Here is a 21696-nt window from a genome sequence, read left to right on the forward strand (position 1 = left end):
AGGAGCATACAGCATGCCTGATGTTATTACCCACGCACTGGGAGCCATGGAAGCGATCGACCGAATCGATCATTCAATGACTGAATTAATTAAAAAAAATACGAATGCATATCGGTTGGGTGCACAAGGACCCGACTTTTTTTTCTACTATCGCGTACTACCCGGTCAAGATTCTGGAAACGCCCCTCACCACGGGAGCCTTCTCCATCGAGACCATCCTTATGCCTTTTTGCTTGCCTTATTGGATTATACAAAAATCAAGCGAAAGTCAAAAGACTTCCCCATCCTATTAAGTTATAGTTTGGGATTTCTTACGCACTATGCCTTTGATCAAACCATGCATCCCTTTATCTATGCACATTCCGGGGTTGCAAAAGACGATCAGCCAGATACGCAAATCTATCATTTTTACCACAAAATGTACGAGATCGCTTGCGACACCTACCTTTTACAGGAAAAGAAAAAGATGATCGCTGGTCGCTTTCGTTCCAGCCAATGGATTGATTTGCGGGACGATTTTCCCCACGCCATTCCAAAAATGCTCGATGCCTGCATTAATTCTGTCCATGGCATCAAATGGGAAACTGAAGACTATCAAGAAGCCTTGGAATCCATGCCAAAAATTCTGGATGCTCTTTACGACCCCTATCGAATCAAACGATATGGTCTAGTTGCATTGGAATTGCTCCTGAGAAAAAAACGCGCCTTTACCCAGGCTCTATATTTGCACAGGGTACCGGAGGATCCCAGTTTTTTCAATTTCGATCACCAGCCATGGTTTCACCCAACTGATCACACCCTGATTTATACCGATTCCTTTATGGACCGTTATGATCAATGCGTAGATAAGGCTGAATCCTTTTTAAACGTTGCCTTGGGATACATCGAGGGCAGCAAAACAAAAGTCGACTTGTACGCTGTCATCGGCGACGTGGCCTATGACACCGGAATCCCTTGGAAAGAAAACCAGTCCATGGACTTTACCCGATGCGTATTTGAAACTTTATAGCAGGAAAATAGCCATCCAACAACAATTGGATGGCTAATATTTTGCCATGGTGGATACATTGGCATCCATCAAATAAATGATATCTTTTCTTTCTACGATCACCTTGGTTCTCTTCAGTAAATTGGAATCCCTTCGAATGGATTCAAGTAATTTGCCGTTAGGATTAACTGCATAGGGATGACCAACCATGGTTAACATGGATAAATCTCCATTGGTATCGCCATATGCGTAACTGCGTTCCAAATCGATCTCATATTTTTCCACAAGAGACTTCAAGGTTTTTGCCTTGTTAACCGCATCCCACATGCGTGTGATTTCACCGGTAAAGCAGCCTTTTTCATCCAGAAGATAGGTACTGCCCCGCCATTCCGTCACCTGATAATGTGCTGCCATTCGTTCCACCAAAAAATCCGGGCTCCCCGAAACAAAGAAAATCGCATCACCCTTTTCGTGGTGTTCCTTAATTCGGTCCCTTGTGAATTTATAGACCCGTTCCGCATTTAAGGCAATGGCCTGGTCTGCAACAAAATCCAATCGATCCAGATTCAATCCCTTGATTGCCATCCGGTATTCCTCCGCCAGCAATTCCAAATACTCCTCGTAATCGCCATATCTCGTTGTCCATTCCTGATACAATCCCTTAATACGCTCATGCCAATGAATGGGATCAATCACCTCATATTTGATTAATTTCTTAAAATGCTCCGTCATCAGGGAATTTCGATAGATGGTTCCATCGATGTCAAAAAAGGCACCAACTCGACTCATAAAACCCCTCCTTTTCTTTTTCATATTTTACCCGAAGTTTTTCTTCTTACCCAAAATCCGAGTGCAAAAAAACCGGACAAAATTGCCCGGTTTCCTCTGCTATAGGCCCATGCCCCTAGCAGTGATCGCTTGTTTTTCAAATACCTTTGCCACATTCTTTTTGCTCTGAGTATCCATAAGAAAACCGACCTTTGTATACTTGCCTTTAATTTTCAATCGAAGCACACCACTCGGGCGCTTCTTGTCTTTTTTCCATTCATAATACTCAATTTTTTCCCACTCCACCATGCGGTCCGCCAGATAAATACCTTCTCGATTCATGCGAATCACCGTGGTTTGTCGCATCATCATAAAGATACTAGAATAGGTAAAATAAGCAAAAATCAAAGACAATACAGCATATTGATAGATCCCGATTGTGCGAAGGACCATGTAAACGATCAATAGAATGATCGTGAAGATCATATAGGCCCTGCTGCGACTCGTTCGGTCTCCTAAGGGGTTCTTCACTGCCGTTGTTCTAAGCGTGTGCCATTGCGGCTCCATTTTCTTTTGAAAGCGTGTAATCCGATATACAAATACCGCTGTTACCATCAAAAGCAACCACGACATCATCTCTAGGATAAAATAATCATAATTCGTCATTTAAGCCTTCCCTTTCTTCGCTACGCCAGTTTCAATGGCCGCTTTCGCCACTGCTTGACTAACTGCGGTTGCCAGTCTTTCATCAAAAGCTTCCGGTAAAATCCATTCTGCATTCAATTCATCTTCTTCAACCAATCCGGCAATCGCCATGGCTGCAGCCAGTTTCATCGGCTCATTAATCTCAGATGCTTGTACATCCAATGCACCGCGGAAGATCCCCGGAAAAGCCAACACATTATTGATCTGATTCGGAAAATCACTGCGACCGGTGCCAACTACGCGAGCACCGCCAGCCTTCGCCTCATCCGGATGGATCTCTGGTGTTGGATTCGCCATGGCAAACACAATTGCATCGGTGTTCATAGACCGTACCATTTCAGCAGAAATAATATTTCCCTTTGATACGCCAACCAACACATCCGCATTTTTCATTGCGTCGACAAGCTTTCCTGTAACTCCTTCTGGATTGGAAAGATTGGCTAATTCTTCTTTCAACCAATGATTACGCTCATGTCCCGGCACCAAAATACCGCGACTGTCGCAAATTTTGAGCTTTGTCACACCGGCTGTTACCAGCATTTTTGCAATAGCAGATCCTGCGGCCCCATCGCCATTAATAACAACGGAAACCTCGTTGATTTTTTTCTCAACCACTCGAAGCGCGTTCATCAATGCCGCCGTAACAATAACCGCTGTACCGTGCTGATCATCATGAAACACAGGAATCGATAATCGTTCCTTTAGTTTCGCTTCAATTTCAACACAACGCGGCGCCGAAATATCTTCCAAGTTAACCCCACCCAAAGTTGGTTCCAACAAGGTCACCAATTGAACAATCTCATCGACGTCTTGGGTAGCCACGCAAAGTGGAATTGCATCTACATTCGCAAACTCCTTGAACAACAATGCTTTTCCTTCCATGACGGGAAGGGCTGCCTCTGGACCAATGTTTCCCAGCCCCAAAACGGCAGAACCATCACTTACAACCGCCACAAGGTTTCCCTTAGCGGTATATTCATATACCAATTCAGGATTCTTATAGATCTCTTCACAAGGTGCTGCAACCCCAGGCGTATACGCCAAACTCAAGGCCTTTCGATCTTTGACAGCAATTTTGGATACCACTTCAATTTTTCCTCGCAACTGCTTATGCAACGCTAATGCTTCTTCTCGATTTCCCATTTTATCCCCGCCTTTCGTCATAACACTACTATTATAGTGTCTTTTCCAGCTTCTCACAAGGGATTGTACTAGACAAATATGAAAACTGACCATATAATAAGGGTGGAAAAAACCGAAAGGATGAATCGATGAAATTATATGAAGAGTGGAGCAAACAACTAGAAAAATTAGACACCCAAGCTGATTACGACAAATTCTGGGGAGACTACCTACCTCAAGAAACCTCTGTCTATCAAAAGCTGATTGGGGAAAAGCAACAAGTCATGGAGGGAACCGTTGAAGCACTAGCTGCTTCTTTTGACCTTGAAACCCTGACATTTGTCGGATTCTTAGACGGCATCAGTGAAAGTCTGGAAGAAGAAATTGATTTGGATTCCTTGGAAGCCACAACAGAAATCAAAGCGACAATCAACTGGGAAAAATTATTATGGAACATGCATAATGCAAAAGCGGATTGGTTATACGGTTTGGAAGAATGGGACGGAATTCTCGACCTTGAAAAACGTACGCAAATCCGAAAAGATTTCAACAAATCCAAGCAAGTGATCAAACCAAAGAAAATTGGAAGAAACGAACCTTGTCCTTGTGGATCAGGAAAGAAATACAAAAAGTGCTGCGGCAAAAACTAAATAAAAAAAAAGTGAGTTGACCGTAGTCAACTCACTTTTTTTTAAACGAACTTATTCATAGTTGACTACGATCAACTCACTTTTAGATATTTTTATCTTCCAACATGATTTTCACATACTGCGCACGTTCATAAGCGAATGGGTCCACCGCATCTTTCTTCGAGCAATTCCCTCTAAAATCATCGAGACTTTCATATCCCTTTTGATCCATCCAGTCTGTAATTCCCTTAATCATCCTTTCAATCTGACAGGTTTGATTCATGTAAAGGGTGCTGACAACTTGAACAGCATCGGCGCCTGCCAACAAGAGCTTAATGACATCTTCGGCCTCATAGATCCCCGTATTGGCAATAATCGACCCCTCTACGCGTCCGTAAAGCAAGGCAGCAAACCGCAATGACTCCCGATATGCACCCTCCTGTGTCAATTCAAAGGTTTCCAGATTCGCCTCTGTATCAATATCAATATCTGAATCAATAAATTGATTAAAGAGAATGACCCCTTTTGCTCCCGCCTCCATAAATCGCTTTACTGTATAGAGGGGATTGGTGTAACAGCGTGTCATCTTCACGCTGATCGGCAGATCCGTCGTTTCAACTATTTTCTTTATAATTCCAACTTCCCGGTCTTCCATTTCCTGCCCAGATATATCCATGCCTTCAGGTGTGTGGTAAAAATTGATCTCAAATCCATCAATTCCATACCCCTCCAATACCTTCACATAATGAATCCAACTCTCTTCTGAATAAGCATTCAAACTCGCAATTAATGGGATTGAAACCGCGCTTCTAGCAGCGCGGAGGTCCTTCAAGATTTGATCATTTCCCACTGTCATAATCTTACTGTACCATTTTTCCATTTTTTTCACACGATCCTGCTCAGATTCCAGAAGATTCTTCAATTGCATACTTTCCAATTGAATACTCTCTTCAAATATGGACTTAAAGACAATTGCCCCAGCTCCATACTCTTCCATCTGCTTTAAGACCTGCGGATTCAATGACAAATCACATGCACCAACAACCACCGGACTTTGTAAGGTCAACCCCATATATTTTGCTTCAATCTTCACGCTAGCCCTCCTTTGAGAAAAAGGATTCCAAATGGAATCCTTTCATTCTTTATTAAAAAACTTTTCAACTGTCTTTTCGATAAATGAAAGATACAAATCTTCCTCAATCACCGTAATATGCGGGAATTCATCCTCGCTGTATCGACACGCCTTGATCAACTCAAAAGAATCTTTCAACGTGATAAATTCTAATGTCGGTACAACCTCATCATGGACACCGCCAAAATCAACGGATTTCAGATAATCGCAAATCTGTCTCATATCATAGATCTCAACATTTTCTGTAAAAGCGGTCTTGAATTCCTCATCGCTCAACCCTTTTTTACCGGGAGGGACAATCACACTACCGTGTTCACTGATATATGCGTCCAACCATAAATGCATATAATACCCGAAGAAGAAAGAAAACCACTTCTTTTCTCGCTTCAAATAGTCCGTATTCACTCGGAATTTCTCCAAATCAATACGATCTCCCGTGTAAAAATGTACCTCCCGATAAGACTCTTCATTAGAGCGATCGTATAATTCAGGAGCCGCGGCGCCAAGCAGAAAGTATTCCTTCGCCAATAAATCGCCTTCTCGTTCCAATACTCGTTTCGCTACATGCAAATGGGTGCAGAGTTGTGCCATGTGTCATTCTCCTTTCTATTCAGAAAGCTTTGAAATCCGTTCACGGTCTGCCTTTTTTAATTTACTGAAGACCAAGTCATAAGAATGCTGAATCATCGATTCAATTTGCTCGTCCGATAAGACGCCCTCTAACTGAATGGTATTCCAATGCTTCTTATTCATATGATACCCTGCGGTGACTTCTTCATACATTGATCGAAGCCTTAAAGCTTCGTCAGGATTACATTTCAGGTTGATGCTGAGGGGTTCTCTCGATTCATTAATCAGTGCGAACATCTTGTCTGAAACACGAAAAACCAAGGTAACCTCATCAAACGGATAATCACAACTTGTTCCCGGCAAGCGCAAACAAAGCTCTTTAGCGCGTTCATAAGTCATTGCCTGACTATCCATCAATCATATTTCCCAAAGCACCTAAAAGGCTGCCTTCACCCTTGCTCGAACCACCAGCCTTGGGTGCATGTGAAATAATACGATCTGCCATACGACTAAACGGCAAAGACTGCAACCATACCGTACCTGGACCTCTAAGGGTCGCAAAGAACAAGCCCTCACCACCAAATAAGGCGCTTTTTACATTACCGACAAACTGAATGTCATAGTTTACATCCGCCGTCAAGGCAACCAAACAGCCCGTATCTACCCGTAGAGCTTCGCCCGCTCTCAACTCACGCTTTACAACGGTTCCGCCAGCATGTAAGAAAGCCATTCCATCTCCCCTTAGACGCTGCATAATAAATCCTTCACCGCCAAAGAAGCCGGTACCTAGTTTCTTTTGGAAAGCAATATCCATTGAAATTCCCTTTGCTGCACAAAGGAATGCATCTTTTTGACAAATCAATTCCTCATTCACATTCATCAAATCCACCGGAATAATGCTGCCCGGATACGGTGCCGCAAAAGCAACGTGCTTTTTCCCGCTTGCATCATTTCCAAACAAGGTCATAAACAGACTTTCACCCGTTACAACTCGTTTGCCCGCCGACAAAAATTTCCCCATCAGGCCGCTACTTTTTGATTGTTGACTTCCGTCTCCAAAAATGGTTTCCATTTCAATGCCGTCTTCCATATACATCATGGCACCCGCCTCGGCAATCACGCTCTCGCCCGGATCTAACTCGATCTCAACAAACTGCATATCATCACCATACAACTTATAATCTACTTCATGTGCTCTCATTAATTTTTCTCCTTTAATTGATCTATATCCTCTTTTTTATTCTACCCCATAAGAAACTTCAATTCCCATATAATTTACAAGATTTACAATTTTTTCATTTCCTCAAGCAACCGTTCTTCACTTACTCGTTATCACACAACGGAGATGCAGTTTTTGCCCATTTCTTTCGACTGATATAGCCCCTTGTCAACGCGACCCATTACAATATCAGGTGTATCGGTATGCTTCGATGCGGTGATTCCGATACTGATCGATACGGAATACTCGCCAAAATCTGGATCTTTCGCAATACTTTCCTGCATGTTTGATAAGATTTGGGTTGCCGTCTCGATATCTTCGTAAATAATTCCAACATACTCATCACCGCCCCATCTCGAGACAATCCCCTGATTTTTCAAGGCTTTACTTGCATGGGTAGCTAGCAAAGATATGATTTTGTCACCAAGAAGGTGTCCAAATTGATCATTCAAGTTTTTGAAATTATCAATATCTATGATAAATACAGCAAAGCAAGTCTCTTTCATTTCCCCACTCTTGAGCGACTCATATAAGACCTGGTTAAAGCCCCTTCGATTCATTAAACCCGTTAATTCATCTGTTTTTGAAATCACCAACATTTTATCTTGAAATCCCTTGATCACATTATTGCTAATCAAAAGCACCAGGAGAATAACGATGAATACAATAATCAACACTTCACCAATCTGAGCATACAAGGCTCTTCTAAGAATGGACGTATCCTTTTTCACCATCAAGGTCCAATCTAAGTCTTCGATATACCTTGTGATCAAATATCCATCGATTCCATTCTCATTATATCGATATGTCTTTAATGTGGTTTTATTTGCAAAAATATCATCTGTGAAACTACGAATTGTTTCATCTTCATTAATGTTATAGGATTCTATCAATTGATTGTTTGTGTGTACCTGAACCATTCCATGTTGATCAACCAAAAAACTTTCCAAGTCATATGAGTCTTCAAAAAGCCCCAAAATTCCTTGTACTTCTTTCATTTCCAAACCGACCCCAACAACTCCCATCAGTTGATTGTTTTCGTCTTCGATCCTACAATTAACGAAAACCGTTAATGCATTGCCTTGGGCCTCATCAACATCAACATCCAATTCATACAGTTTCCCCGATTCTATAAAGTTATAATACCACTGGTCATGAAGATCACTTGGATCGATTGTTTTATGCACACCTTTATAATGATAATAGTCTTTGGTTTTTTCTGATATAACGAAAACAGAATTATAATCATATTTCAACTTTAATCCGTCCAAGTATTCGATCAACTCTTCAGAATCCGGTTCACCAACACTTTCACTCTCTAACCAACCCTTCAAGAAACTATCATTGGCCATTGTTAAGGACACAAAAATCGGTTTGATTAACTCGTTATTAATTTCAGAGTAGATATTGGATGAGGAAAGCTTTGAAATGTTTTTTATGTCTTCTCTAATTATGGCATCATACGAAATTGTATTAATCGCAACCGTGACAATAAAGCCAAGTAAAATAATGAAGCTGATGGTTATACTGATCTTATTTTTCCGTTTATTATCAAACTGCTTCATTCACAAACCCTCCATGAAACCTATCTTCTAAAGATAGGTAATCGTTGCCATCCTATAGTTTCGATTGCTCACAACACCACGCACTTGTCCTGCAGTTGTCTCGCAATTGCTTCTGCATATCATCCAAATGCTCTTTTGTCCAAAGTGCTACGGTTCCACCGGTATGGAGAAACATTGCATTCTCATGGGGCTTAATCCAGTCGCCAGCTTGAATCAAGTCAACAAATCCACGAAAGGTCTTCCCAGTATAGGTTGGATCCAGCATAATCGCCTCGCTCTTGGCCAACATCATAATTGCATCTCTAGTAATTGGATCCGGTTGATTATAGGCCTCGCCAGCGTAGGGAGCATTTGCAGGACCATAGGCAATTTTTATATCATACTCTGTAATCCTGATATCAAGTTCAAAATACGAACAAATCTCATTGGCATATTCCAACACCTCAGCGTCTTTTTCTTCAGGCATCACAGGAATCCCAATCACATCAAAGGGCGCATCAAAATACTTGGCTCCAATCAGCATGCCGGCATAGGTACCCATTGAACCCACCGTGCATACCACATGGTCAATCGTCAAAACTTGGTCTTCCATCTGCTTCATAATCTCTTTGACAGACATGATATACCCAACAGCTCCCAGGTAATTTGACCCACCCATGGGAACAACATAAACCTTGTCTCCAGCTCTTTCGTATTCTTTAATTACTTCATTTGCCGCCATCTCTTGATCGTTTTCTTCCGACACAAAATAGAGATCTGCTCCCATTAAGGCATCTAGCGTCAAATTACCAGAAAGATAGCCTGGGTCTTCACCCTTGAGGATTAAAATTGGCTTTAAGCCCAATTTGATTGCAGCACCAACTGTTGTTCGACCATGATTGGTCTGTGTTCCACCGTATGTCAGAACGGCTGTACATCCGCTTTCAATCGCCTCTTGCAAAAGATACTCAAGCTTTCGAGTTTTATTTCCGCCTATAGCAGGACCCGTAGTATCATCCCGCTTAATAAATAATTCGCCCATTCCAAGATTTTTTGAAAGGTTCTTCATCTTTTCCAATGGAGTTGGATAATGACCCAGACTCACTTTTTTCAGATCTTCAATTCTCATATTTTCCCCCTAGACACAATTTATCTTTTGATCCATTTTGATCCATTTACTTATCATTCTAATTATAAACGAAACAGGAAATGATTGCCTTATCAATCTCCATACAACTTTCACCTATTAGCGAGACAAAAACTGCCAAAGACTCGATTGAACAAGCCTTTGGCAGTTTTTATACATGATTCTCTTGTTTTTAATGTGTCCATTCAATGATCTGAATCTTGTCTCCAAATCTTTTTTCAATGGCATCTTTCATCTCTTGATAATGCGGACAAGGAATTCCTATGGGATTTCCTTTTTTGATACAGGACGCAAATGCAATTGCATCGATCCCTCGATCTACCATCACCTGAACTCGTCCTATAGACCTTTTCCCTGGGCAGCCACCACATGAAACAAATCCAACAATCTCAACAGGACCCAGTTCTTCAAAACCACCTGCTCCATGCTGTGCCATCTTAAAATCCGTGGTTCCCGGGCAATAATCTTCGGTTTGTTGACACCGAATAATTCCTACTTTTTTCATCTACTAAACTCCCCGTTTCAAATTTCTTTTCCCCGCTATTCTATCATGATCCTTCAATTTTACCATAATAAACTCAATCGGTTCACGAACCAACTTACGAAATTCAACTGCTATGAAACCAATTAAAAGGAGGGCTCAATGATGCCCAATGGCAAATCACCCTCTTTGACATTTTCGAAAAAACAAGGCATAATAAGCAAGTCAAAAGGGATTGACAGAAATTGGAGGATATTATGGAAATATACATAGCACTTGCATTACTCCTCTTGGGGATTATCATTCTATTTTCAAGAAGCCAAAAAGCACGAAAGAAAGACTTTATTCATGTTTCTCAGCGCATTGATGAATTGGAACGCAGACTATAAGAATAGGTTCTTTTATCCCATTGGAGGTAAAACTATGGAATTGATCATACTCGGAGCAATCGCGCTCACAGCCGCAGTCCTTCTTGCAACCATAAGCCAATTGCAACATTCAATTGCTTATATACATAAACGACTTGACCTTATCACAGAACAACTCGGTGTAGAGAGTCTTATAGATGAACAAGAACTTTCAGAAATTCACATACTACTTCAAGATGGCAAACAGAATAAAGCAATAAAAGCCTATCGAAAATCGACCGGTGTCGGCTTAAAAGAAGCTTACGATGCCATTTTGCTCATCGAAAAAAAACGAACCTCCCAATAATTTAATGGGAGGTTCTACTATTATTCGGAAACAATGGTTCCGTCTGGTCCAATCACCACTTCACGGTAAGGCACAATCTTTTGTGCATTCAGCATAGCCTGCTGAGCCGCCTTCACAATGCCACCACAGCATGGCACTGACATTCTGACTACTGTAATGCTCTTCAAGGCATTCGCCTTCACAATTTCAGTCAACTTTTGAGTATGGGCTGCGATATTATCCAACTTGGGACATCCAATCACAGTTACACGACCTTTAATAAATTCTGCATGGAAGTTTCCGTACGCGTAGGCGGTACAGTCCGCAGCAATCAATAGGTCAGCACCCTGCAAATAATCCGCATAGGGGTTGATCAATTCCAGTTCCACCGGCCATTGTTTCAATTGTGACGGCACAGTTTGAAAATCAACTGCTTGTTGTAGCGGTGCTGCTTGAGTCTTTGGCTCTTCTCTTTGAATCGATTGGGCTGCTGAACCGGGACAACCGCATGGAATACTTGGCATTGCATCTGCAAATCCTTCGCAACTTGTAGGCTCTGCCGCTTTTTTCTCCGCCATTCTTGCCATAACCAATTCTTCGTTATAGGCATCCGCTTCTCGTTCAATCATAGTAATGGCACCTGTTGGGCATGAAGGCAGGCAATCGCCCAATCCATCGCAATATTGATCCGACATCATTTTTGCTTTTCCATCAATCATTTGAATCGCACCCTCGTGGCATGCTGTTACACAAAGGCCACATCCGTTGCATTTATCTTCATCAATGCTTATAATCGTTCTCTTATAACGTTCCATAAATTATTCTCCTTTTCAATCATCGTCTTTGTAATATGCTTATCATAAACAATTTCGGGTAAAAAAACCGTAACCTACGTTACCAAAGGAGGCGCACTTGGAAAAATGGAAATCCACGATCCTACAATCAAAACTTTTTCAAGACTTTCATGAAAACGAATTAGAATCGTTCATCACGAAAGCACACGGCAACCTTGAGTCTTTTCAAAAGGGACAAATTGTTGCAAATGAAGAAACGCCCTGCACCCATATCGGCATCGTTATTTCAGGAATCATAGACGTACAAAAAACGTACCCCTCTGGAAAATTTATAACCATCAACCACCTTGAAAAAGGAGAGATGTTTGGCGAGGTCATCGTCTTTTCGAACAGAAAAACCTTTCCAGCCACACTGATTGCTCAAAGCAAATCTCAAGTATATTTTCTAAAGAAAGAAGAGCTCATGCAGCTGAATCAAACGTATCCATTGTTGATGGAAAACTTTATGAAAGTACTTTCTCAAAAAATATTAATCCTAAATCAACGAGTGAAAAGCTTATCGTACCACACCTTAAGGCAACGAATCATTGATTATCTTTTAGAAATCTACAAAAAACAAAATGCCATGATGTTTCAACTCCCCGTTTCACGCAAGCAAATGGCTGACCGTCTGGGAACAACCCGGCCATCACTATCTCGTGAATTGGCAAAAATGAAAGACGAAGGACTCATCGATTACGAAAAAAATGGCTTCAAGATCTTGGATCTAGAGCGATTAGAAGCGGTCTTATTTGAATAAATCTGTAACAACTGGTTTTCAACCCCTTGACGAATGTGTTTCCATGCAATACAATGAGTTAAAATTCATCCCATGCAAACGATGAAGGGTGCCAGTACACAGATCGCTTTTCACTTTAGAGAGAAAAACCTTGGCTGAAAGTTTTTCGTGAAAACCCTGTGGAACCTAACCCCGAGTATGTTTCCGAAAGGAAAATCGGAACCGGACCGTTATCAAGCCGGGCAGTATCGAGTGTAAACTCCGTACTGATTGATCAAGAGGAAAGAGCAACTTCTTTCAATTTGGGTGGTACCGCGGAGTAACCTTCGTCCCTATGTTTGGGATGGAGGTTTTTTTAATTGAGAGGAGAAATATAATGACCACAAGACAAGCAGGAATTTTAACCATCTTTTTCTTTTACATTTTAATGATGCTAGGCATCGGCTGGCTCTATTACCGAAAAACCGAGAAACTATCCGACTACATCATCGGTGACCGGAAACTAAACTACTGGGTAACCGCCCTCAGTTCTCAAGCCTCCGACATGAGCGGCTGGCTTTTAATGGGTCTCCCCGGCTACGCCTATACCTCGGGTATGGAAGCAGTCTGGATTGCCCTCGGCCTTTTAGTTGGTACCTGGGCGAATTGGAAATTTGTCGCCAAAAGATTGCGTATCCTGACAGAAAAAATGGGCAACGCCATTACCCTTTCTTCCTATTTTCAAAACCGATTCAAAGAAACGTCTCCACGACTTCGAATTATTTCCGCTGTGGTGATTTTAGTCTTCTTCCTGATCTACACGGCGTCCGGTTTGGTTGCCGGCGGAAAACTTTTTAGCTCGGTGTTTGGCATGTCTTATACGGTTTCATTGACCATTGGCACCCTAGTCATTATCGGCTATACCTTCCTGGGTGGATTTATGGCTGTATGTTGGACAGACTTCTTTCAGGGAATCTTGATGTTCTTGGCCCTGATTATTGTTCCCATTGTTTGCGTTGGAAAGATTGGCGGTATCGGCCTTACCCTAGCAGAATTGAAGGAAATCAACGTAGAACTCTTAAACGCCTTTACCTATATGGACGGTACAGCCATGGGTGGTCTTGCCATAGCAAGCCTGTTGGCTTGGGGACTTGGCTACTTCGGACAACCTCATATTCTAACCCGATTTATGGCCATCGAAAAGATCGGTGAATTGAAAAATGCGCGGAGGGTTGCCATGACTTGGGTTGTTTTCTCCCTGATTGCAGCAGTTTTGATCGGCATGATCGGTTTGGTTTACTTAGGCGGAACACTCGAAGGATCAAGCGAAACAATCTTCATTCAAATGGTAGAAAGAACCTTCCCAACAGTCATTGCCGGCATTCTTTTGGCAGCGATTTTAGCGGCGATTATGTCCACTGCAGACAGCCAATTACTGGTAACAAGTTCCGCTTTGATCGAAGACCTCTTGAAAGTTTTCTCGAAAAAAGAATTCGCAGAAAAGACCTATGTATGGCTGAGTCGGGGCACCGTTATTGCCGTTGCCTTCTTCGCCTACCTCTTGGCCTGGAACCCTGAAAACTCGGTACTAGACCTGGTCGCTTATGCCTGGGCAGGTTTCGGAGCCAGCTTTGGCCCCGTCGTGTTGATATCGATATATTGGAAAAAAATGACTGGGAATGGTGCCTTAGCCGGCATGGTTATCGGTGGCGCCACCGTATTGATTTGGAGAAACATGTCTGGCGGCCTTTTTGACCTCTATGAATTGCTCCCTGCTTTCATTCTCGCTTCTCTGGCAATTTTCCTTGTCAGCGCTATGGATCAAAAAAATGCAATCAATCTAGATGTGGAATTCAAGGAAATTGAAAAGATCCATGAATAAGGGAATCCTCCTCGGGTATCTGTAAGTTAGAATCTTACAGATTGGGGTGAAAGGATGAAAGAACGGGAACTAACACTAATCAAACAAGCCATCCTCAACGAAATAGAAGGCTATGAATTCTATAAGATGGCTGCAGGACAAACAAAGTCAATAGAAAGTAAAAATGCACTTTTGGCCTTGGCCGATGAAGAATTTAAGCATTCTACTTACCTAAAGGAACTATTCAACAAAATTAAAAAACAAGGCGATGATTTTCAATTGGCTTTCCTCAGTGATATCCCATCACCAGGAATTTATCGGTTTAGTGATATCAAGGACAATGCCAATTTAAGCCTTGCTGTTACCATCTTTTCGATTGGGATGGAAATGGAGAAAGCATCAATCAAGTTTTATGAAAAAGCATTCGAAGAAACTGAGCTTCCAGAAGCAAAAAAACTCTATGAAATTCTAATTGCTTGGGAGAAAACCCACTTGGAACAATTCCAAACCGAGTACACCAAGCACCGCCAAGAGTGGTGGAGCGAACAAAGCTTTGCACCGTTTTAAAATGACTGCAAATAAAAGAGACAATCCGCTTATTAAACGGATTGTCTCTTTTATGCTTGTTTATTGATTCGTTCGTCGATGCACAAGTTTCGTTTTCGCACCGACCTGTTCAACGTCTATGAACTGAATCTGAACACAATCTTTCCTTGCCTGTCCCCTTCCAATCGAAACTCGATGGTAATAGCTGTAATGAAACTATTGACCTTGACGAAAAGGATTAATTTCGATAAACTGTTACAATATCGAAATAAGTTTGAAAGGAAGTATTAAGATGTTTCGAGGACTAGTTATACCCAATAATTACGAATCTAAATTAACCCTGCGAGAGACAGAAAAAGCAATCAAGCAGGTTAAAGATTATTTTCAAAGAGAATTGGCAAATGCACTAAATTTAGAGCGTGTATCCGCTCCGCTTTTCGTCTTTCCAGAAAGTGGACTGAATGATGATTTAAACGGTGTGGAACGTCCAGTTTCTTTTGATGTACCCGATCTTGCTCACGATGGCATCGAAGTGGTACATTCCCTTGCAAAATGGAAGCGCATGACCCTTAACCGTTACGGATTTGCACCTAATGAAGGCATGTATACAGATATGAATGCAATCCGACGCGACGAGGAATTAGATAACCTCCATTCTCTTTACGTGGATCAATGGGATTGGGAGAAAATCATTGCTCCAGCAGACCGTACCATGGAAACCCTAGTAAAAACCGTAAAAAAAATCTACCGTGTCTTTAAAATGACAGAAAACTACATGGATACCCTTTATCCAGTCATTAAGCCTACACTTCCAGCCGAGATTTTCTTTATTACGTCTCAGGAATTAGAAACACGATACCCCGATCTAACACCAGAACAACGAGAAGATGCCATTACCAAAGAAAAAAAGGCCGTTTTTTTGATGCAGATCGGCGGAGCTCTTGCATCTGGGGAACCCCATGACGGACGAGCACCTGATTATGACGATTGGACGTTAAATGGCGATATCCTCTTCTGGCATCCCATTTTGGATCAAACATTTGAGCTTTCTTCCATGGGAATCCGTGTTGATGCAGAAACTTTGAAAATGCAATTGGCCCAACGTGGTTGCCAAGATCGTTCTGAACTTCCTTTCCACAAAGCCTTGTTAGCTGGGGAGCTTCCTCAAACCATGGGCGGCGGTATTGGACAATCCAGAATGTGTATGTTCTTCTTGCAAAAAGCACATATCGGTGAGGTTCAAGCCTCCCTATGGCCAGCAGAAATGGTCAGTGATTGTGAAAAAGCAGGTGTTTTTCTACTATAAATCTAGAAGCCACGAATCAAAAATGATTCGTGGCTTTTTTTATTTTGGATATCGAACACACGTTTGATTTTCTTGGTAAACTTTGTTATACTACTTTCAGGAGGTGAACGTATGTACGATGTCTATGATCGACTTCAAATTCTCGCGGACTCCGCAAAATACGATGTATCTTGCTCCTCCAGTGGAAATGAGCGGAAGAACAATCGAGCGGGCGGGATCGGCAACGCACGTTCTTTCGGTATCTGCCACGCATGGGCAGCCGACGGCCGGTGTATTTCTCTCTTGAAAATATTAATGACAAATCACTGCGTCTACGACTGTGCCTATTGCATCAATCGTTCATCCAATGATGTGCCACGGGCAAGTCTAACACCGGAAGAAATCGCAAAGACCACCATGGCCTTCTATCGGCGAAACTATATTGAAGGACTGTTTTTGTCTAGTGCTGTCGATGTTTCACCCAATCAAACCATGGAACAGATCGTAAAAACACTCGAACTTTTACGTCATCAATGGCAATTCCAAGGATACATCCATGTGAAAGCCATCCCCGGTGCAGATCCAAGACTCATTCAGCAGGCAGGCTTTCTGGCGGATCGCATGAGCGCGAATATCGAATTACCAAGCAGTGAATCCCTGCAACGCCTAGCCCCACAAAAGCAACTACAAACGATCTTGAAGCCTATGAATCAAATCCAACATGGAATTGAAGAGAACCGCTATGCACTTAAACAATACCGAAACGCACAATCCTTTGTACCTGCCGGACAGTCCACCCAAATGATCGTGGGTGCGACTCCAGAATCCGACTATCAAATGATACATACTTCACAGAAACTATATGATCGCTTTCAATTGAAGCGTGTCTTTTATTCCGCCTATATCCCCGTAGGGAATCCCAAGAAGATCCTGGTTCCCATACCAAAAATTGCCCCCTTAATGCGAGAACACCGCCTATATCAAGCGGATTGGCTTCTTCGCTTTTATGGCTTTCGTGCAGAAGAATTACTCGACGAAATCAAGCCGCATTTTGATGCGGACTTTGATCCAAAAATGATTTGGGCCATTCGCCACTTGGAACAATTCCCCGTTGAAATCAACCGTGCCCCTTTCGAAACCCTAATTCGTGTACCAGGCATTGGACACAAAACGGCGTCCCGAATTGTCAATCAACGGCGCCTTGCCTCTCTATCCGTCGAAGAAGTAAAAAAAACACGTCTCGTATGGAAACGAGCCCGTTTCTTTCTCACCGTGAGGGGCAAATACTATGGCGGACGTTCCATAAGCCCAGAGGGAATTAAAACCGCTCTACAACCGGAATGGAGCCATCAATTACGGCTCTTCCCCAACGCCAAAGGAGGGCAAGCCCGTGGATTATCTATATGATCACTCATTTGACGGATTTTTAACCGCCGCCGCCATTCATTTTCAAGAAAAAAGGACTTCCGGCATTTTCCCGGAAACCCACTATCAATATCGCTTAGGAGAAGAAGTGCGAAGCATTGAAACGGACCCCATTCGTGCTGCCACCTTCTATCACGAGCTGGAAGAACGTTTTTCTTCGGATGTCGCCCATAAATGCGGTCGCGCATTTCTTTCGGATCATCCCAACAAAGAAAATCTCCTGCTCATCTATTTGAATTTTGGATTTAAAAAGGGACGCGGCTTTGATGCAATCTTCACCCACCCTGATGTAGAACCCGTGCAGACCATTGCCACCGCTGTGGAATGGGAGGCTGCAAGATTTTTAGGCCTGATCCGCTTTCAGGAAATCAAAGGGATCCTATACGCTTCCTTCTCACCGGACAATGCCATTCTAGGGCTTATGGCCGATCACTTTCTCGACCGCCTCCATGGGGAAGCTTGGATTATACATGATACCAAACGGAATCTTGCCATTCTCTGTAATGGCGTAAAATGGCGCATGGTACCTTTCAAACGGGATTTTGCACTCACCCTTCCCCGAGAAGAACTCGCGGTCCAACAATTATGGCGAGGCTACTTCACCCATATCGCCATCCCGGAAAGAAAAAATCCACGTCTCCAGGCACAGTATATGCCTAGGCGATACTGGAAAGATCTTGTGGAAGTCAACTCACCTCAATTTCGTTGAAAATGGAGCGGGCTTATAGCCCACTCCTTCTTGGTTGAATCCGTTTCGGAGAACTTCCCCACGAGGAGTCCTCCAGATATCCATATTTTTTTCTCATTTCTGTATTGGTCTGCAAAGAACATGAACCCTTATGAGTTTCACACGCCTCACATTCCGAACAATTTATCCATTCAAATCCATAAGTAAATGGGCATGCAGTGATACAATTCGAACAACTCGTCCCATTTTCCTGCCAGAACCGCAAACAGCTCTCCCCTTGAACAGGCCACTTCAAGACACCTGGATTCCCCGTTTCCCCTTGGCAATCAAAGCTACGCTTCCCTACACTGATGGCACCTGAGGGGCAACTCTTTGCACAGAGCAAACAATTTTCACAAAATTCCGTTACCCCAAAATCAATGGGATGATCAGGAATCAATGGCAAATCCGTAATGACCTTGCCCAGGCGAATATTCGATCCGTACTCAGGAGTGATCAATAGACCGTGACGGCCCAATTGACCCATGCCAGCGTCGATAGCCAGCGGAATGCTAAGAGCAGTATCATTCATACAGGGAATCGCTTGATAGCCCAGAGCGCGAATATAACGCGCTAGAGAATCTGCTGCAACCGCCATTCGAGAATAACCGATGGAAGTCGCGATGTTACCAGCAATCCCCGGCGAAAGCGCCAATAAATCCTCGTCCATCACGAAAGCCATAACAATCGCCCGATTCATAGACTTAGGAATCAAAAAGGCCTCTTCCGTCTCCTCTGGAAGGCCATCTTCCCGAAAAACAAAGGGCTTTACCATATCCTCGGCATAGACCCACCGTTCATCGAGTTTCGCGATACCGGTCAAATCAGCACCATACAGTTTAGTTGCTTCCTTGACCTTTGCCGTCAATTCATCCGGCGGCAAATCAATTTTGCAATTGGCGCATCGTTCCGATTCCGATTCTGGATTCCATTGAAGCAACTCTGTATTCGGGTCACCATCCTTCCCAACCAATAAATCAAACGCATCAGCACCCAAATCCATGGCATAATCGACCCGAGAATATCCCGGCTCATGATTTCGCATTTTTTCGTCTAGGGTTTTCTGCATTTTTGGGATGAAGCCCACCCGCGTTTTTTCCCCCGTATCCTGAACACTCACCGACACAAATGCTTGTCGATACACGGGAAATCGTTGATACTTGCCCTCATCAACCGTATAGGGTTCATGAGAAGCTTTCAGCAGTTCTTTGGGAACATGAGTAATACCTCCTTGATTATTCATAATTTTCTATCTATTCACATTTTCGTCCTTTCCTATCACTTTGTCAAGCGCAGCACCCATTAAAATTGGCCTTGCGTCAGCCTGCTCATCAAGTGCACATAAGCCGAATGATTTCTTAATGTATCAGGGTTCCCAATCATCAAAAAAGCACGCTTGGCCCGGGTAATGGTCACATTCAATCGCCGTTCATCCGTTAAAAATCCCAAGTTCCCTTGATTATTGCTCCTAACTGTTGAAACAAGGATAACCTCTTTTTCCCGACCCTGGAAGGCATCCACCGAATGGATCTCTAGCTTCGGTTCCTTGATCAAGCGCTTTAAGAGCTTCACCTGATCTAAATAAGGTGCGATCACACCAATTTCTTCCGCTTTCACACCCATCTTCAAAAGGCCTTTCACCAAGGATTCGACCGCCTCCGCTTCTTTTTTATTCTGAAAAGAGGTCCCCCCCTTTCGGCTCTCTTCTTCTCCTTTCACAGAAAAGAAGACACGGGTCCACTCCCTGGGCCAATTCTTCACGTGGGATAAATCATCCATCCGCCAAGCACGATTCTTTTCACCCGCTCTCAGACTGCCCTCATAATAGCGCGTATTGCACAGTGCCATCAATTCCTCATTCATGCGATACTGAATATCAAGGCGAGCCTTGTTTTTCTTAAGCTGATTGATCAAACGATCAAATAAAGATTGGTCCATGCCCAGTTGCTTTGCCTCTTGGCTCAAGATCGTTGGGGGCAATTGCTTTTGATCACCGATCAAAATCCAGCGTTTGGCTTTTCTTAAGGGAATTAGAGATGCAGCTTCCGCCGACTGCGTCGCTTCATCTTGAATCCAAAGATCAAATTGCTCCTTGGATAGAATCGCTGCACCAGCTGTGCTGTTGGTGGTGAAGATCACTTGCGCTTTTCCTAGTACTTCTTGTAATATATTCGCTTCCACCGTTTTTATCAATTGGAAGATTGGTTCGATTTTTTCCTGCACATCCAACCACTTTGCCATGGACTGTATCTGGTCTGCCGATACGCCACGACTGCCTCGATTGGTTTTCGCCATAGCCTTGATTTCCTCATTGGACATGCCTCGGGTCCATCGGGGGTTTGGTCGCTGTAAGCTTGCTTGTTCTTCCTGTAAATCCACCATTTGATTCCTCAAGGGTTCGATCTCTGTTCGCCAAGGATGATGCATCAATTTGTAATCCAGGGTTTCTTTAATCAGATGTGGATGTACGCGAATCGGATTTCCCACGCGGATGCCAGCCACCCCATGTTTCAATGCCATATCCAAAAGGTGATCCACAGCCGCATTGGAATCAGCCGTCATCAAGATCCGCTCGCCGTGTTTGATCGCCTCTTCCATGCACGCGACCGCCGTTCTCGATTTTCCTGTTCCAGGGGGACCTTGAATCAAAAAGAATCGCTGGGATTCCATGGCCCTTTTCACGGCATCTTGTTGGCTTTTATTTAATTTGGGCTGATGAATCTCCACAGGCTCCCCCATCTTTTCCATCACACGGGTACCCGTCACTATTTTTAAAATTCCTTCATTTTGTGGTTTTCTTAAAGATTCAACGGCATCCTTCATTCGTTGATAAGTTACTTCGTTGGCCGATAAATCCAATCGCAAGGGCAGGTGATTGGAAAAACGCTTGGGTCTTCCTTCAAATGCTAGGGTCAGGTCAAATCGCCGCACTTGATCCACAATGGCCGACGCATTACGCTTATCCAGAACATTGCCCTGGCTGATGATTACGCGGTCGCCTACCTTGATCTCTGTTTCGACAATACTCGTATTGGATTCTATTTTCATAAACCGCATCAAAGAAGCACCCGTAGCATTTCTTCCCGCTCTTCGGCATTTCATCTTGCAAAGGGCTCGCCCTCGCTTTTCCCGTTCATAGCCCGAAAGCTCTTTCATTTCGTCGAACTGTCTCCGCATCTCTTCTGCACGTTCCGCTTCAATCATCTTCAATTGTTTCTGTATATAAATTTTACCCTCTGGTCTCATCTTTGATAACTCCTCACATTTTGCATATGGTCTTTCTTCTATAGTATTATATCATTA

General features: G+C 43.0%; 23 protein-coding genes and 1 other annotated feature. Of the genes, 10 read left to right on the forward strand and 13 right to left on the reverse strand.

Features of this window, described 5'->3' with window-relative positions:
• The first annotated feature begins 13 nt into the window (after nucleotides 1-13).
• Nucleotides 14-1009, forward strand: a complete 996-nt coding sequence (locus AC25CA_RS13380; RefSeq protein WP_486814331.1) for a zinc dependent phospholipase C family protein — start codon at nucleotides 14-16, stop codon at nucleotides 1007-1009.
• Between the two features lie 33 nt (nucleotides 1010-1042).
• Here AC25CA_RS13380 and AC25CA_RS13385 read toward each other — a convergent pair whose 3' ends face one another.
• The 3 genes from AC25CA_RS13385 to AC25CA_RS13395 form a co-directional block, all read right to left on the reverse strand.
• On the reverse strand, nucleotides 1043-1777 hold the full coding sequence (locus AC25CA_RS13385; RefSeq protein WP_486814332.1) for an HAD family hydrolase: 735 nt from the start codon (nucleotides 1775-1777) through the stop codon (nucleotides 1043-1045).
• 99 nt (nucleotides 1778-1876) lie between these two features.
• The gene (locus AC25CA_RS13390; protein WP_486814333.1) at nucleotides 1877-2422 is read right to left on the reverse strand and encodes a DUF5673 domain-containing protein; all 546 of its coding nucleotides are present in this window, start codon (nucleotides 2420-2422) and stop codon (nucleotides 1877-1879) included.
• The gene (locus AC25CA_RS13395; protein ID WP_486814334.1) at nucleotides 2423-3604 is read right to left on the reverse strand and encodes an NAD(P)-dependent malic enzyme; all 1182 of its coding nucleotides are present in this window, start codon (nucleotides 3602-3604) and stop codon (nucleotides 2423-2425) included.
• A 128-nt stretch (nucleotides 3605-3732) separates the two neighbouring features.
• On the opposite strand from AC25CA_RS13395, the gene AC25CA_RS13400 reads away from it, so the two are divergent.
• Nucleotides 3733-4233, forward strand: coding sequence for an SEC-C metal-binding domain-containing protein (locus AC25CA_RS13400; protein WP_486814335.1), 501 nt, complete (start codon nucleotides 3733-3735; stop codon nucleotides 4231-4233).
• 82 nt (nucleotides 4234-4315) lie between these two features.
• Here the strand turns inward: AC25CA_RS13400 and AC25CA_RS13405 are convergent, their stop codons facing one another.
• From AC25CA_RS13405 to AC25CA_RS13435, 7 genes are all read right to left on the reverse strand, one after another.
• The gene (locus AC25CA_RS13405; RefSeq protein ID WP_486814336.1) at nucleotides 4316-5305 is read right to left on the reverse strand and encodes a dihydroorotate dehydrogenase-like protein; all 990 of its coding nucleotides are present in this window, start codon (nucleotides 5303-5305) and stop codon (nucleotides 4316-4318) included.
• A gap of 42 nt (nucleotides 5306-5347) precedes the next feature.
• Nucleotides 5348-5935 (reverse strand): hypothetical protein, encoded by a 588-nt coding sequence (locus tag AC25CA_RS13410; RefSeq protein WP_486814337.1) that lies wholly within the window; start codon nucleotides 5933-5935, stop codon nucleotides 5348-5350.
• Nucleotides 5936-5950: 15 nt separating this feature from the next.
• Nucleotides 5951-6328 carry an MmcQ/YjbR family DNA-binding protein gene (locus tag AC25CA_RS13415; RefSeq protein ID WP_486814338.1) on the reverse strand — a complete coding sequence of 126 codons (378 nt, stop codon included), beginning with the start codon at nucleotides 6326-6328 and terminating at the stop codon, nucleotides 5951-5953.
• A complete protein-coding gene (locus AC25CA_RS13420) occupies nucleotides 6321-7115 on the reverse strand; it encodes a TIGR00266 family protein (protein ID WP_486814339.1) in 795 nt (264 codons plus the stop codon). The genes AC25CA_RS13415 and AC25CA_RS13420 overlap by 8 nt, the downstream gene beginning before the upstream one ends.
• 131 nt (nucleotides 7116-7246) lie before the next feature.
• A complete protein-coding gene (locus tag AC25CA_RS13425; RefSeq protein ID WP_486814340.1) occupies nucleotides 7247-8698 on the reverse strand; it encodes a sensor domain-containing diguanylate cyclase in 1452 nt (483 codons plus the stop codon).
• Nucleotides 8699-8750: 52 nt separating this feature from the next.
• Nucleotides 8751-9806 (reverse strand): 1-aminocyclopropane-1-carboxylate deaminase/D-cysteine desulfhydrase, encoded by a 1056-nt coding sequence (locus tag AC25CA_RS13430; RefSeq protein WP_486814341.1) that lies wholly within the window; start codon nucleotides 9804-9806, stop codon nucleotides 8751-8753.
• Between the two features lie 190 nt (nucleotides 9807-9996).
• Complete coding sequence (locus tag AC25CA_RS13435) at nucleotides 9997-10329, reverse strand: CGGC domain-containing protein (RefSeq protein ID WP_486814342.1); 333 nt, start codon at nucleotides 10327-10329, stop codon at nucleotides 9997-9999.
• A 233-nt stretch (nucleotides 10330-10562) separates the two neighbouring features.
• On the opposite strand from AC25CA_RS13435, the gene AC25CA_RS13440 reads away from it, so the two are divergent.
• Nucleotides 10563-10694 (forward strand): hypothetical protein, encoded by a 132-nt coding sequence (locus AC25CA_RS13440; RefSeq protein WP_486814343.1) that lies wholly within the window; start codon nucleotides 10563-10565, stop codon nucleotides 10692-10694.
• Between the two features lie 34 nt (nucleotides 10695-10728).
• Entirely contained in the window at nucleotides 10729-11019 is a 291-nt protein-coding gene (locus tag AC25CA_RS13445; RefSeq protein ID WP_486814344.1) for a hypothetical protein, read from the forward strand.
• Between the two features lie 20 nt (nucleotides 11020-11039).
• Here the strand turns inward: AC25CA_RS13445 and AC25CA_RS13450 are convergent, their stop codons facing one another.
• Nucleotides 11040-11813: an ATP-binding protein gene (locus tag AC25CA_RS13450; RefSeq protein ID WP_486814345.1), complete on the reverse strand. Its 774-nt coding sequence runs from the start codon at nucleotides 11811-11813 to the stop codon at nucleotides 11040-11042.
• A gap of 97 nt (nucleotides 11814-11910) precedes the next feature.
• Here AC25CA_RS13450 and AC25CA_RS13455 point away from each other — a divergent pair, with 97 nt between their 5' ends.
• The 6 genes from AC25CA_RS13455 (at nucleotide 11911) to AC25CA_RS13480 (ending at nucleotide 18375) form a co-directional block, all read left to right on the forward strand.
• Nucleotides 11911-12591 carry a Crp/Fnr family transcriptional regulator gene (locus AC25CA_RS13455; RefSeq protein ID WP_486814346.1) on the forward strand — a complete coding sequence of 227 codons (681 nt, stop codon included), beginning with the start codon at nucleotides 11911-11913 and terminating at the stop codon, nucleotides 12589-12591.
• A 72-nt stretch (nucleotides 12592-12663) separates the two neighbouring features.
• Nucleotides 12664-12907, forward strand: a binding site (T-box leader).
• Nucleotides 12908-12946: 39 nt separating this feature from the next.
• Entirely contained in the window at nucleotides 12947-14431 is a 1485-nt protein-coding gene (putP, locus tag AC25CA_RS13460; RefSeq protein ID WP_486814347.1) for a sodium/proline symporter PutP, read from the forward strand.
• A gap of 54 nt (nucleotides 14432-14485) precedes the next feature.
• Nucleotides 14486-14977 carry a ferritin-like domain-containing protein gene (locus tag AC25CA_RS13465; protein ID WP_486814348.1) on the forward strand — a complete coding sequence of 164 codons (492 nt, stop codon included), beginning with the start codon at nucleotides 14486-14488 and terminating at the stop codon, nucleotides 14975-14977.
• A 271-nt stretch (nucleotides 14978-15248) separates the two neighbouring features.
• Complete coding sequence (gene asnA, locus AC25CA_RS13470) at nucleotides 15249-16262, forward strand: aspartate--ammonia ligase (protein WP_486814349.1); 1014 nt, start codon at nucleotides 15249-15251, stop codon at nucleotides 16260-16262.
• Between the two features lie 111 nt (nucleotides 16263-16373).
• Entirely contained in the window at nucleotides 16374-17648 is a 1275-nt protein-coding gene (locus tag AC25CA_RS13475; protein ID WP_486814350.1) for a putative DNA modification/repair radical SAM protein, read from the forward strand.
• On the forward strand, nucleotides 17632-18375 hold the full coding sequence (locus AC25CA_RS13480; protein WP_486814351.1) for a TIGR03915 family putative DNA repair protein: 744 nt from the start codon (nucleotides 17632-17634) through the stop codon (nucleotides 18373-18375). Before AC25CA_RS13475 ends, AC25CA_RS13480 begins: the two co-directional genes overlap by 17 nt.
• Nucleotides 18376-18388: 13 nt before the next feature.
• On the opposite strand, the gene AC25CA_RS13485 is transcribed toward AC25CA_RS13480, so the two are convergent.
• Together AC25CA_RS13485 and AC25CA_RS13490 are read right to left on the reverse strand one after the other, a co-directional pair.
• Nucleotides 18389-19636, reverse strand: coding sequence for a reductive dehalogenase (locus tag AC25CA_RS13485; RefSeq protein WP_486814352.1), 1248 nt, complete (start codon nucleotides 19634-19636; stop codon nucleotides 18389-18391).
• A 59-nt stretch (nucleotides 19637-19695) separates the two neighbouring features.
• Nucleotides 19696-21639 carry an IGHMBP2 family helicase gene (locus AC25CA_RS13490; RefSeq protein ID WP_486814353.1) on the reverse strand — a complete coding sequence of 648 codons (1944 nt, stop codon included), beginning with the start codon at nucleotides 21637-21639 and terminating at the stop codon, nucleotides 19696-19698.
• Between the last annotated feature and the right edge of the window lie 57 nt (nucleotides 21640-21696).

It is taken from the genome of Gottschalkiaceae bacterium SANA, from assembly GCA_036323355.1.
Classification (GTDB): Bacteria; Bacillota; Clostridia; order Tissierellales; family GPF-1; genus GPF-1.

Bases quoted from the DNA above. Each gene is read 5' to 3' on its own strand.
- AC25CA_RS13380 (WP_486814331.1), top strand. From the start codon at position 14: ATGCCTGATGTTATTACCCACGCACTGGGAGCCATGGAAGCGATCGAC.
- AC25CA_RS13385 (WP_486814332.1), bottom strand. From the start codon at position 1,777: ATGAGTCGAGTTGGTGCCTTTTTTGACATCGATGGAACCATCTATCGA.
- AC25CA_RS13390 (WP_486814333.1), bottom strand. From the start codon at position 2,422: ATGACGAATTATGATTATTTTATCCTAGAGATGATGTCGTGGTTGCTT.
- AC25CA_RS13395 (WP_486814334.1), bottom strand. From the start codon at position 3,604: ATGGGAAATCGAGAAGAAGCATTAGCGTTGCATAAGCAGTTGCGAGGA.
- AC25CA_RS13400 (WP_486814335.1), top strand. From the start codon at position 3,733: ATGAAATTATATGAAGAGTGGAGCAAACAACTAGAAAAATTAGACACC.
- AC25CA_RS13410 (WP_486814337.1), bottom strand. From the start codon at position 5,935: ATGGCACAACTCTGCACCCATTTGCATGTAGCGAAACGAGTATTGGAA.
- AC25CA_RS13415 (WP_486814338.1), bottom strand. From the start codon at position 6,328: ATGGATAGTCAGGCAATGACTTATGAACGCGCTAAAGAGCTTTGTTTG.
- AC25CA_RS13420 (WP_486814339.1), bottom strand. From the start codon at position 7,115: ATGAGAGCACATGAAGTAGATTATAAGTTGTATGGTGATGATATGCAG.
- AC25CA_RS13425 (WP_486814340.1), bottom strand. From the start codon at position 8,698: ATGAAGCAGTTTGATAATAAACGGAAAAATAAGATCAGTATAACCATC.
- AC25CA_RS13430 (WP_486814341.1), bottom strand. From the start codon at position 9,806: ATGAGAATTGAAGATCTGAAAAAAGTGAGTCTGGGTCATTATCCAACT.
- AC25CA_RS13435 (WP_486814342.1), bottom strand. From the start codon at position 10,329: ATGAAAAAAGTAGGAATTATTCGGTGTCAACAAACCGAAGATTATTGC.
- AC25CA_RS13440 (WP_486814343.1), top strand. From the start codon at position 10,563: ATGGAAATATACATAGCACTTGCATTACTCCTCTTGGGGATTATCATT.
- AC25CA_RS13445 (WP_486814344.1), top strand. From the start codon at position 10,729: ATGGAATTGATCATACTCGGAGCAATCGCGCTCACAGCCGCAGTCCTT.
- AC25CA_RS13450 (WP_486814345.1), bottom strand. From the start codon at position 11,813: ATGGAACGTTATAAGAGAACGATTATAAGCATTGATGAAGATAAATGC.
- putP (WP_486814347.1), top strand. From the start codon at position 12,947: ATGACCACAAGACAAGCAGGAATTTTAACCATCTTTTTCTTTTACATT.
- AC25CA_RS13465 (WP_486814348.1), top strand. From the start codon at position 14,486: ATGAAAGAACGGGAACTAACACTAATCAAACAAGCCATCCTCAACGAA.
- asnA (WP_486814349.1), top strand. From the start codon at position 15,249: ATGTTTCGAGGACTAGTTATACCCAATAATTACGAATCTAAATTAACC.
- AC25CA_RS13475 (WP_486814350.1), top strand. From the start codon at position 16,374: ATGTACGATGTCTATGATCGACTTCAAATTCTCGCGGACTCCGCAAAA.
- AC25CA_RS13485 (WP_486814352.1), bottom strand. From the start codon at position 19,636: ATGAATAATCAAGGAGGTATTACTCATGTTCCCAAAGAACTGCTGAAA.
- AC25CA_RS13490 (WP_486814353.1), bottom strand. From the start codon at position 21,639: ATGAGACCAGAGGGTAAAATTTATATACAGAAACAATTGAAGATGATT.